Genomic DNA, 11,648 nt, shown 5'->3' with positions numbered 1-11,648 from the left:
TCATGTTGCACCGGCAGTAAGGCGTTTGCCTGCACTGAATGACAAGTGAGGATATTGCATGACGAAACCAACCAAGGCACCCAAGGCTGAGCGCAGTGCGGCAAAAATTGCCTTTGATCTGCTTACGGCGGAGGACGATGGTCGGGTCTGCAAGGACATTCCGGAGAGCGCCTGTCGGGATCAGCCACAGAATTTTCTTATCCATGTGATTTCCCTTTCGTTAACCAAGGCAGCCGATGGTTTTATTAACCCCAAGCTGGTATTGAGCTGGATTCTCACGGCCATGGGCGCGCCGGGCTTTTTTGTGGGGTTGCTGGTGCCGGTGCGTGAGGCCGGTGCCTTGCTGCCCCAATTGTTCATCGCCGGTTTCCTGCGCTCCCTGCCGTTGCGCAAATACGCCTGGGCCCTGGGCAGTTTTGTTCAGGGAGCCTGTGCTGCGGGCATTGCTTTGGCCGCGCTGCTGTTGCGTGGTTTTGAGCTCGGTCTGGTGGTGGTGGGTTTGTTGGCGTTGCTGGCCGTCGCCCGCAGTGTTTGTTCGGTTTCCTACAAGGATGTGCTGGGAAAAACCGTGGGCAAATCACGGCGCGGCACCGCCACCGGTACCGCCAGTACAGTGGCCGCCGCCGTGGTGATCCTGTATGCCCTGACCATATCATCCGGCATGTTTGAGAAACAGTATCTGGTGATTGTGGGCCTGTTTATGGCGGCGGGGTTCTGGTTGCTGTCCAGCGTGCTGTTTCTGTCCCTCACCGAAGAAAAAGGGGCGACGGAAGGGGGCGGTAATCCGTTTGCAGTGGCAAAGGAACACCTGGGCTATGTGTTCAGTGATGGTCAGTTGGGGTTGTTTATTTTGACTCGCGGCTTGCTCATAGCCACGGCGTTGGCGCCACCGTTCATGGTGGCCCTGCAGGCGCAGGACGTGCGCGAGGGGGTGGCGGGATTGGGCTGGTTGTTGTTGGCCTCAGCCTTGGCCAGTCTGTGCAGCAGCTATGTGTGGGGCCGCCTGGCGGATGTCTCCAGCCGCAAGGTGCTGATGTTGTCGGGGGCATGCGCCGGCGTGGCGTTGTTGTTGACGGTGCTGTGCGCCCGCCTGGACTGGTTGCAGGAAACCTGGCAGTTGCCGGTGTTGTTGTTCGGTTTGATGGTGGCCTATGAAGGTGTGCGGTTGGGCCGTTCCACCCATCTGGTGGACATGGCAAACCCGGACAAGCGGGCAGCCTATACGGCGCTGTCCAATACCGTGATTGGTGTTTTGCTGTTATTGGGTGGCGTGTTCAGCGTGGTGGCCAAGGTCTATGGTGAGGTGACGGTGCTGGCCTGGTTTTGCGGGATGAGTTTTGCTGCCTGCCTCAGTGCATCCCGATTGCGGGAAGTCCAGTCAGAGGACTGAACTTGCCACGCATGGGGCCCCGTTGCCAGCAGTGTGAGGTCAGCGCAGGGGCAGGCCTTTGTTCAGGCGGCGCCGGAAATCCCACATCAATGCCAGCCCGGGCAGTTGGCGCAGGGTACGGGGCAAGCGGTTGTTCACCGTGGCCAGCAGTTTGATGGCGCGTTTGAAACGGCGTTCCTCTTTCGGCCCCCAGGGCAATCCCATCTGCTCGCGTATGGTGGGGTGCAGGAAACCGCTGGTGAGGAGGCGGCCGGGGCTGCCGAAGGCAAAGCTGATCACCGGCCCCAGGAAACGGAGATCCACCAGTTGCATCAGCCATTGTTTGACATCCTGCGGAATGACGATGGTATCCAGGGTCGAACTCCAGTATTGCCAGAAGGCGTCTATGTCCTCGGGCCACATATCCGGGCGGACCTGCAAAGTGGTGCCCAGGGGCTTGGCGAATTCATAGAAGCGGGCCTGGTCTGCCTTGGACATGGGGCCGCGCAGTTTTTCGTAGACATCCAAATGTCCCCAGAACAGACAGGCCGCGACCCACAATTGCAGATTGGGGTCCAGGCCCCGGTATTGGATGGGTGATTGTGCCGTGGAGGTGACCTGGGCGTGGGCCTGGTTGATGGCCCGGCGGTAGGCCAGTTTCTCCTCGCTGGTACCGTAAAACGCCACCGAAAGATAACTCAAGGTGGTGCGTGCCCGTTTGATGGGGTGCAGCAGAATAGAGCCGGATTCCACCCGGCTTTCCATGACCCCGTGACCAACGCCGGGGTATGCCAGCTGCATGATGGTGTTGGCGGGGCCGCTCAACAGGCCGATACTGTCAATGCAGCCGGGGATGGCGGCATCCAGTTCTTGGGCGGTGGTGTGCTCCCACTGGGTCTGAATAGGCTGTTTTTTGGCCTCAGAATGGGGCTGATCCGGGGTGTTATCCAGTTCGTGTGCGGCAGAATTCATAATCTTGCTCACTTTGAAGTTGGTTTGGGTTATCCTAAACCAAGCAATTATTCAGAAAAACTCGGATATTCAAAGTTCAGGATAGAATACTTTGAGCGGCAAGCAAGTCTATGATTTAAATTATAAAAAGGTGCCCAAGCAAGCCCGGGCCAAGGCCACGGTGAACGCCATAATCCAAGCAAGTGCTCAGATTTTGGTGGAGGAGGGCTACGCCGGATTGACCACCAACAGGGTGGCGGAGCGGGCAGGGGTGAGCATTGGTTCGGTGTACGAATACTTTCCCGGCAAGGAGGCCATGGTGGCGGCGGTGGCCACACAGCGGGTGGAAGTCATGCTGGCGGAGATGCAGTCTGCCCTGTTGCGGGCCGAACGGCTGGCGTTTGAGCCGGCCATGCGCCACTGGATCGAGAGCCTCTATAAGATTTCATGTGCCCAGCATCAATTGCTGAAAGTGCTGTTGTTCCAGGTGCCGTTTGTGCATCAGGTACCCGCGGTGGCGGGGATGCGCGCGGAGCTGTTTCGGCTGGCGTTGGTGGGGGCCAGCAAAACCCGGGAATACCATTTTATTCACCTGTCCCGGGAATCCCTGTACCTGATTACCAGTATGACCGGCGCTGCCCTGTTGCAGCTGGCCCTGATGCCCCCGCCCGGCCTGGATATCGATGCCATAATAGATGAACTCACCCAGAAAATGATTCAGTGGCTGTATCAGGCCCGCGATGGCGATAAACACTAAGGCAAGGCGATGCATCATCACGGCACTCATCACCGGCACCCTCCCGAGTCACAGCAGGCGCAAAGCGGCCGGCGTATTGCGACCGCGTTTTTCCTCAATCTGGCTTTTTCGATTATTGAGTTTGTGGGGGGGTGGCTCACCAACAGTACCGCCATCATGGCCGATGCCGTGCATGACCTTGGGGATAGCCTGTCCATCGGCAGTGCCTGGTTGCTGGATAGGGTGGGCCGGCGCCGCGCGGATGACCAGTTCACCTATGGTTACCAACGATTGTCGCTGTTCGGTGCCCTGTTGAATGGGGTGGTGCTGGTGGCCGGTTCCATCTGGGTGTTGAGTGAAGCCATACCGCGATTGGCGGAGCCGGTGATGCCGATGACCGAAGGCATGTTGGGGCTGGCGGTATTGGGGGTGGCCGTGAACGGTTTTGCCGCCTACCGGCTCAGTGCCGGCAACACTCTCAATGAACGGGTGTTGAACTGGCATCTGATGGAGGATGTGTTTGGCTGGCTGGCAGTGTTTGTAGTGGCGCTGATCATGCAGTTTGTGGAGTGGCCGATTCTGGACCCTCTGCTGTCCATCGGATTTACCCTGTTTATTCTGTTCAGCGTGACGCGCCTGCTGTGGAGCACCGCCAAGCTGTTTTTTCAGGCGGTGCCGGATCCCGCATTACTGGCGGAACTGCGCCGGACGCTTGTGGATACCGACGGCGTGGCCGGCGCCCACCATTTGCATCTGTGGTCTTTGGATGGGGAGCATCATGTGTTGTCGGTGCATCTGGTGCTGAGTCGGGATTTTGATCCCGCGGCCCAGGTGGAACTGAAAGCATTGATCGCCGCTCGGCTGGCCACGTTCCGCCTCAGCCATACCACCATCGAGTTTGAGTTCGCCCATGAACCCTGCCGGGATGCCTGAACCGCCAGCGTTCAGATCAACATCAGTTGCGGTTGCGGGCATCGCGGTACTGGCTTGGGGTTTGACCGGTCCACTGGCGAAAGGCCCGGGTAAAGTTGGCCGGATCCTGATAACCCAACAGGCCGGCAACCCGCTGCACCTCAAGATTGTTGTCATCGAGCAGTTGAATGGCATCCCGCCGTTTGGCTTCTTCCAGCAGGGCTTTGTAGTTGGTGCCTTCCTCATCCAGACGGCGGCGCAGGGTGCGGGAGGTCATGTGCAGGCGCCGGCTGATCTGTTCCAGTGTGGGATAGCCATCGGCACCAAAAGTCATTTCATGGCGGACTTTCTCCCGCACAATGTAGCCGTCATCGTCCAGCAACGCTGCTTCTCGCTGGCATTGCCCAATGGCAAATTCCAGACCGGTTGGGTTGTGCATGGGCAGTGGTCGATGCAGCAGGGTTTCGCTAAACCGAAATTGATTGGCCGGCATGTTGTAGCGCACCCGGCCCAGGGCTCGCGCTACCTTTTCGGCGTAATAAGGTGGGGGGCCGGAAAACCAGATTTCCAGTTCGTCCCGGCTGGCATTCACCAGTAACTGGAAACCACGGTAAAAGCTGGCCATGGTGCATTCAAAACTGAGCCGGTCCAGGGGCGGTGGCAGTGGAAACAGATGGTTGAGATCGACGATGCATTGGGGCGCATCGGTATTCAGGGAGACGGTCATGGCGGGCCCCAGCAGCTTCCAGTAACGAATCAGCAACTGCGCCGCCTCACCCAGCGTTGCGCTGCACAGCAGGGCGTAGCCCAGGTTACTGTAAGCCGTTGGCGGCATGCGCAGGCCCACGTCCACACCCAGGGTATCATCGTCCAGCACGGTGATGACCGCTGAGATCAGATCCCGCATCTGCAGCAGGGTCAGTTCCGGACTGTGGTGATCAAGGGTGGCCACCGGCAGCCCGGCCAGGCGGGCGAGGGTGGTGAAGTCGGCATTGCGCTCCCGGGCGTAATCCAGATAAGCCCGGGGAAACAAGGCCGGCACGGTTTGTTCCTGCCAGATGCTCTTTCTTTTTGTCATGGTTCGCTTCCCGCAGCCCCGCTTCTGGTGGAGTGGTCAGGAAAACGACTGTAGCAGGATCTCCCGCGGTCAGGAATGGCCTCTAATGACAAGTTATAGTGCCGCTCGGCACACCTCCACAATTTGCTTTGCCGGCGCCTGGTGAGGCGGCACGGTTACTCCCGCAGCATGACGCGCCCCACCAGGTTGGAGAAACCCTGGGGAAACACCCGGGTCAATGCATCCAGCAGGTAGGCATCCTTGCCCACCAGGAGCCGTTGCTTGTTATTGAGAATGCCGCTGATGATGATGCTGGCGGCTTTTTCCGCCGTGGTGCCGGCGATTTTTTCGAAGCGTGCCGCCGCCTGCTCCTTACTGAGTTTGGGGGACAGTGGTTTGACGATGCGGCTGTTGCGTACGATGTTGGTTTTAATGCCGCCGGGGTGCACGGATGTAATGTGGATATTGGTGCCCCGCAGTTCCTGAATCAGGGTTTGATTCAATGCCTTTACGGCGTGCTTGGCGCAGTTGTAGGGGCCGTTGCTGGGAAAGGGAAAGAAGCCGTTGACGCTGGAGATGTTCACCACATGGCCTTCCGGCCGTTGCCGCAGGTAAGGCAGGAAGGCCTTGGTGCCATAGAGCACGCCGTAAAACACAATATCGAACACCCAGTTGAAATCGTCGTAATCGAGATCCTCAATCATGCCCTGGGAGGCAACGCCGGCGTTATTGATGACCACATCCACTCCGCCGTGGGCGGCCACCACATCCTCTGCCCATTGATATACCTGCTCTTTCTTGGCGACATCAACCAGGTGGATGGTGACCTGAGTGCCCGGTGGCAAACTGGCCATGGTTTCGCTCAGTCCGGCTTCGTTGACGTCGGCCAGTGCCAGGCGGCAGCCACGGGCGGCCAGTTGTTGTGCCAGGCAGCGGCCGATGCCGGATGAGGCCCCGGTCAGGGCCACTACCTTATCGTGCAATGTTTTCATTCTGTATTCCGTAATGGGATTAGGTTGATTTTTTTGTGGCTTCACTGTAAACCAGCGGACGCTGGCGGGCCAGATGCGGGCGGGACAATCTGCCTGTCATATGGGGCCGTGCCGGTGGTGACGGACGGCCTTTCAGGGGCCCGGATCTGGGGGCCGAAAAACAGCAGATTCCGTGGTTCTATCTATAATTCAGATGTTCTACCCAATAAACGTGCATGGTGAATGCACTTCACAGGATTGAAATAACAGCCCGTTCAGTTGGCTGTTTGGTCACAGGGTCGTGAGTACACATCATCAAAACCCCTTATCCGTAAAAGTTGTCATCCCCCTGTTGCTGCTGCTCACCATAGTGGCGGGCTGGTACCTGCATGTGGGCACGCGAGAGCGGATTCTGGACTATAAAGTGGCGGAGCTGAGCCATCAGCTCAATCTGCGGGAAAACCTGCTGATTCGGGGCATCGAAGAGGCCCGCCTGAAAGTCCGTTTCCTGTATTCGACACCACCGGTACAGGGCATTGTCAGGGCAACGGCCAACAACGGCATTGATCCATATGACGGCACTCAATTGACGCAGTGGTATGTGCGTTTGGAAACCATTTTTGAAGCCTATCTGGAGAACAACCCCAATATCACCCAGGCGCGGTTCATTGGTGTGGCCGATCAGGGGCGTGAGCTGGTTCGGGTGGCACGCAGCTTGGGCAATATTAAAGTAACAGGCCGGGGCCAGCTGCAGCGCAAGGGCGAGCGTGACTATTTCCAGCGGATCAGCGAACTGGCGTTCGAAGAGACCTATGTTTCCGGGATTAATCTTAACCGGGAACACGGGCGGGTGGTGATTCCTTATCAGCCCACCTATCGTTCCGGCATACCGGTGTACGATGCTCAACAGCAATTGTTTGGCATGATGGTGCTGAATTTTGATGCCCGCAGGATACTGGGTGAACTGCAAAGCGACCTGCCTGATACGGTGGATATTCTGCTGCTGAATGCCAATGATGGTTTTATTGTTCACCCGGATCCGGATTACGCCTTCCAGCAGGAGCTGGGCGGGGTTGCGGATTGGGGTAACTATTATCGGCAGCTGGAGGATCCCTTTCCCAAGCTCCAACATTTGCTGGAACAGCGCACCGGGCTTGAGTATTACGCTATGGAATCGTTGGTATCGATCCCGAACTCGGGCGGTAATCAGTTTATGCGGTTGGTACTGAAAACGCCGGTTGCCCTGGTGGAGGAAGAACTGTTTTACCAGAGCACGCAGACGCTGGTGGTGGCCGGGGGTGCGCTGGTGCTGGTCATCGTGTTTCTTGTGATTTACCAATCCAATGTCACCAAGAATCTGCGCCTCAGTGAAGCCCAGGCGCAGTTCGAAGCCATTATTGAAGGCTCATCCGATGCCATTGTGGGTATGGACACCATGGGTGTGGTGACCAGTTGGAATACCTCTGCCCAGGATATTCTGGGCTACTCCTCCCGTCAGGCCCTCGGCCAGCGGCTGGATCATCTGATCGCGGTGGAGGGGCAGCAGGAAAAGATCGATCCGGTAATCAAGCAGATCGCCATGGGAAAATACCATGAACCGCTGCGCCTGACGTTGGCCAAGCGTAATCAATCGCAGTTGCATGTTTCGATGTCGTTCTCCCCGATCATGCTGGATTCCCACAGAGTGGTGGGAGTGGCCACCATCATCCGGGATATTACCGAGCAGGTGGAAGCGGAAGAAGAAATCCAGAAGATGAACGCGTCACTGGAATACCAGGTACAGGAGCGCACCCGCGAGCTGGAGGCGGCCCGTAATGAAGCGTTGTCCGCCAGTCTTACCAAAAGCAGTTTTATCGCCAACGTCAGTCATGAAATGCGAACCCCCCTGAACGGCATTATCGGCATGCATAACATGCTGCGTAAAAGCAATACTGCCGAACAACATAATCGTTACCTGGCCATGGCGGAGGCCAGTGCTGAAGCCCTGGCCTCACTGATCAATGATGTGCTGGATCTGTCGAAGATTGAAGCGGGCAAACTGGAAATAGAGAACGTTAATTACGATCTGATTGAGGTGGTGTCCCATGTGGTGACGTCCCTGTCCATCAAAGCGTTTGAAAAGAACATCGAACTGATTCTGGATGTTGCGGGGATCGAGCAGGCAACGCTGGTGGGTGATGCCAGCCGCTTGCGTCAGATTCTTATTAATCTGGTGGGTAATGCCATCAAGTTCACCACCACCGGCTGGGTTAAGCTGGCGCTGCAAACGCAACAGTTGACCGACGGGCAAGTGGAGGTGGGGATTCAGGTGCAGGATACCGGCGTCGGTATCTCAGCGGAAAAACAGGCCTGGATATTTGAAGCTTTTGCCCAGGAGGACAGCAGCGTCACACGACGCTTTGGCGGCACCGGGCTGGGCCTGTCCATCACCCGTCAATTGTGCCATTTGCTGGACGGAGATATTCAGTGTGACAGCGAACAGGGCGAAGGCAGTACTTTTCGTTGCACCCTGCGACAGGGCATCAGCCAGGAGCCGGGGCTGGATGTGAGTTTGGATCTAAGCGCAAAACAGTTTCTGGTGGTGGACCCCTGTCTTGAGGTGGCCGCCGGTATTGCCCGTCAGCTGCGCTGCTGGCAGGCCGGTGAGGTGGATTGTCTGACGGGCCCCGATATACACAAGCTGCCGGCGCTCGTCACGCAAAAAGCGTTCGACCTTGTGCTGGTGGATGAAACCCTGGTGGATGCAGCGGTGCCGGAGGGAATGGAGGGTATGAAGGGAATGGACGCTCAGCGACTTGTGCTGCTGGTCCATTTTATGGGGCGTGATCAGCCTTCCAGGCATGGGCAATCTTTCCTTAATCTGCAGAAACCGGTAACACCGCTCGCGTTGGCCAGGTTGCTGCATCAGGCTGGGGTGGTACCGGCTTCGGCGCAGGCGCAGGTTGCCGATCGCATCGATGCCGCCATCGTGCCGCAAGCCCTTGACCTGTCAAACCTGAACATTCTGGTGGTGGATGATAACCGCATCAACCAGCAGGTGGCAGTGGGAATGCTTGAGGATTACGGTGCGACGCTGATCACCGCGGATAATGGACAAGAGGCCCTTGCCCGCATGGCGGAAACCACATTCCACCTGGTATTGATGGATTGTCAAATGCCGGTGATGGACGGCTATACGGCAACCCGGGAAATCAGAAAAGGCAGCGCCGGTGAACGTTCAAAATCCATTCCTATCGTGGCCATGACCGCCAGTGCCATGGCGGGTGATCGAGAGCGCTGCATGAGCGCCGGGATGGATGACTACATCACCAAACCCCTGGAACCCGAAGAGCTGGAAACCCGGCTCGTATACTGGAGCCATCAAATCCGGAACAATAAACCGGTGGTGTCTGGTGGGGCGACTGCCACAGGAGTCGCGGCGCAGTCGGCGACTGCTGATCTGGGTGACTACCCGGTATGGGATTCCGGTGCACTGGCGAAAAGAGTGAAGTACAAACAACATCGAATGCTGGAGATGATCAGCCTGTTCAAAGAGGTGAGCGCAGAAAAAATAGATCAACTGAGCGCGGCCATTGAACAGGAACAATTTGCCCGGGTTGATGCCATCGCCCATGCCATTAAAGGGTCGGCGGGAAACCTTGGGGCGACACGGCTACAGATGCTGTGCCAGCACATCGAAACGGCGGCCCGGGCCCAGGCCAGCCGACAATTGCAGATGAGCAAAGACCAGTTGCACGATGAATACAACCTGTTACTGGTACAGTTGCAGCAGAAAGGCCCGGACCGACAGGATGCTATCAATTAGCGTCAGGGGTTTTTCGCCCCAGAATCGATCAGATAGCGGCGCCAGGCACCCAGTTCGGTGATGTCTTCAGCAGCGTCCAGGCCATAGGGCTCGCAGATGAACCCACTCTCCCAGCGTCCATCCTGCAATTGTACTTTGCCGATGCCCAGCGGGGCTGGAACCTCCGCCACGAAACTGCCGAACGCCTCCAGCGGCACCCGCCACACTTCCACTTCGATGGCACGGCCGCCTTCCTCCACCCGCAGCATGCCCGGGCGTAAAGGCGGGCCGCCGGCCAGGGCGAATAACTTATAGCAAGGGGCAGATTGGGTGGCCTCCACCAGAGTGGCACCGCGCTCCTGCAATTGCCAGTTGAGCGGCAATCCATCCAGATGGGCGCCGCACACCACAAGGTTGATCGCGGTGCGTGGTGGTTTCGACGCCGGTGTCATTGCCCTGGGGTGAAGCGCCGTTGCGCCCAGGGTGATGGGGTTGGCTTGTTGCAGGGTACGCCCGATACTCAACAGCCGTTTGTCGCTGAACGCATGCTGAAACAGGGTGATGCCGAAGCCCACACCGTTGCGATAAAAGCCGGAGGGGATGGCCAGTGCACTGCAATCCAGAAGGTTCATGAAGTTGGTGTAGTAGCCCAGGTTGCTGTTCAGTTGAATAGGGTCGTTCTGCACCTCGGCCACCGTGTAAATACTGCCGTTGGTGGGGGTGACGATGGCATCGACCTGCTGCAGCACAGCCGCTGCCTGTTGCGCGTAGGCCTGTAATTGATACTGGGCACGAAACGCATCCAGGGCAGAGGGTTGGCTGCCGCTGCCGATGATGGTGCGGATCACCGGCAACAGGGCGTCTGGTGCGGATTCAATTAAGGCTTGGGTTGCCAGATAGCGTTCTGCCACCCAGGGGCCCTCATACAGCAGCCGGGCCGCGCTGCGAAAGGGTTCAAAATCAATCTCCACCAGTTCGGCACCCAGATCACGCAACGGTTGCAGGCCGGCGGTAAACAGGGCCTCGGCTTCGGTGTTGCCGAAAAAATTCAGTTGCGAGGCAGGGGGTACCCCAATGCGCAGGGCTCCGCTGTGTGAGTTGAAATAGCGTTTGCTGTTGGCATAGGGGTTGGCGCGGGCGTAAGGATCCTGCGGGTCGAACTGAGCGGCCACATCAAACACGGTATTGGCGTCGTCCACCGTGAGCGCAAAAATGGAAACGCAATCCAGGCTACGGCAGGCGGGAACCACGCCCCGTGTACTGAGCACGCCCTTGCTGGGCTTCAGGCCCACGATATTATTCAGCGAAGCCGGCACCCGTCCGGAACCGGCGGTGTCGGTGCCCAATGAAAAGCTCACCAGTGCCTTGGCCACGGTGACGGCCGAGCCTGCACTGGACCCACCGGATACGTATTCGCTGTTGAGCGCGTTATGGCATGGGCCCCAGGGCTGCGGCGAACGCACACCCACCAGGCCGGTAGCGAACTGATCCAGATTGCTTTTGCCCAGGGGCAGGGCACCGGCAGCCAGCAACTGCTGGACCACAAACGCGTGCTGCTGCGGTGTATAAGTGAACGCCGGGCAGGCTGCGGTGGTGGGAATGCCGGCCAGATCGATGTTGTCTTTAATGGCGAAAGGGATGCCGTAGAGCGGTAATTGCTGCGGGTTTTTGCCTTCCAGTGCTGCCAGATACGGCGCGAGTTCCGCCTCGCTGAGCAGATGTATCCAAACCGGATTGCTTTGATTCAGCGCCAGGTTGGCCTGGCGCAGACTGTGGATTAACTGTGCCGGGGTAAAGTCACCGTTGGTGTAGTGATCCAGCAAACCGGTGATGGTCATGTTAATGGTGGTGAGATCCAACATAATGGC

The 11,648-nt window shown here is 57.9% G+C and carries 8 protein-coding genes; 4 read left to right on the top strand and 4 right to left on the bottom strand.

The features are described 5' to 3' along the window. The first annotated feature begins 58 nt into the window (after nt 1-58). Nucleotides 59-1,390, top strand: coding sequence for an MFS transporter (locus tag D9N13_RS00505; protein WP_290584609.1), 1,332 nt, complete (start codon nt 59-61; stop codon nt 1,388-1,390). 39 nt (nt 1,391-1,429) lie between these two features. Here the strand turns inward: D9N13_RS00505 and D9N13_RS00500 are convergent, their stop codons facing one another. Next, entirely contained in the window at nt 1,430-2,341 is a 912-nt protein-coding gene (locus D9N13_RS00500) for an oxygenase MpaB family protein (protein ID WP_290584607.1), read from the bottom strand. Between the two features lie 91 nt (nt 2,342-2,432). On the opposite strand from D9N13_RS00500, the gene D9N13_RS00495 reads away from it, so the two are divergent. Then, on the top strand, nt 2,433-3,077 hold the full coding sequence (locus tag D9N13_RS00495; protein WP_290584605.1) for a TetR/AcrR family transcriptional regulator: 645 nt from the start codon (nt 2,433-2,435) through the stop codon (nt 3,075-3,077). Nucleotides 3,078-3,086: 9 nt separating this feature from the next. After that, nucleotides 3,087-3,989, top strand: a complete 903-nt coding sequence (locus D9N13_RS00490) for a cation diffusion facilitator family transporter (protein ID WP_290584603.1) — start codon at nt 3,087-3,089, stop codon at nt 3,987-3,989. A gap of 22 nt (nt 3,990-4,011) precedes the next feature. Here D9N13_RS00490 and D9N13_RS00485 read toward each other — a convergent pair whose 3' ends face one another. After that, nucleotides 4,012-5,046, bottom strand: coding sequence for an AraC family transcriptional regulator (locus tag D9N13_RS00485; RefSeq protein ID WP_290584600.1), 1,035 nt, complete (start codon nt 5,044-5,046; stop codon nt 4,012-4,014). Nucleotides 5,047-5,201: 155 nt separating this feature from the next. Continuing rightward, nucleotides 5,202-6,017: an SDR family NAD(P)-dependent oxidoreductase gene (locus D9N13_RS00480; protein ID WP_290584598.1), complete on the bottom strand. Its 816-nt coding sequence runs from the start codon at nt 6,015-6,017 to the stop codon at nt 5,202-5,204. A gap of 280 nt (nt 6,018-6,297) precedes the next feature. Between D9N13_RS00480 and D9N13_RS00475 the strand changes: the two genes are divergently transcribed. Next, nucleotides 6,298-9,801, top strand: coding sequence for a response regulator (locus D9N13_RS00475; protein WP_290584596.1), 3,504 nt, complete (start codon nt 6,298-6,300; stop codon nt 9,799-9,801). A 2-nt stretch (nt 9,802-9,803) separates the two neighbouring features. Here the strand turns inward: D9N13_RS00475 and atzF are convergent, their stop codons facing one another. Further along, nucleotides 9,804-11,642: an allophanate hydrolase gene (gene atzF / locus D9N13_RS00470; RefSeq protein WP_290584594.1), complete on the bottom strand. Its 1,839-nt coding sequence runs from the start codon at nt 11,640-11,642 to the stop codon at nt 9,804-9,806. Nucleotides 11,643-11,648 lie beyond the last annotated feature (6 nt).

The sequence above is a fragment of the Ketobacter sp. GenoA1 genome, from assembly GCF_003671475.1.
Lineage (GTDB): Bacteria > Pseudomonadota > Gammaproteobacteria > Pseudomonadales > Ketobacteraceae > Ketobacter.
Note: the sequence above shows the minus strand (reverse complement) of the source record. Positions and strands in the feature narration are given on the sequence as shown.

Bases quoted from the DNA above. Each gene is read 5' to 3' on its own strand.
- D9N13_RS00505 (WP_290584609.1), top strand. From the start codon at position 59: ATGACGAAACCAACCAAGGCACCCAAGGCTGAGCGCAGTGCGGCAAAA.
- D9N13_RS00500 (WP_290584607.1), bottom strand. From the start codon at position 2,341: ATGAATTCTGCCGCACACGAACTGGATAACACCCCGGATCAGCCCCAT.
- D9N13_RS00490 (WP_290584603.1), top strand. From the start codon at position 3,087: ATGCATCATCACGGCACTCATCACCGGCACCCTCCCGAGTCACAGCAG.
- D9N13_RS00485 (WP_290584600.1), bottom strand. From the start codon at position 5,046: ATGACAAAAAGAAAGAGCATCTGGCAGGAACAAACCGTGCCGGCCTTG.
- D9N13_RS00480 (WP_290584598.1), bottom strand. From the start codon at position 6,017: ATGAAAACATTGCACGATAAGGTAGTGGCCCTGACCGGGGCCTCATCC.
- atzF (WP_290584594.1), bottom strand. From the start codon at position 11,642: ATGTTGGATCTCACCACCATTAACATGACCATCACCGGTTTGCTGGAT.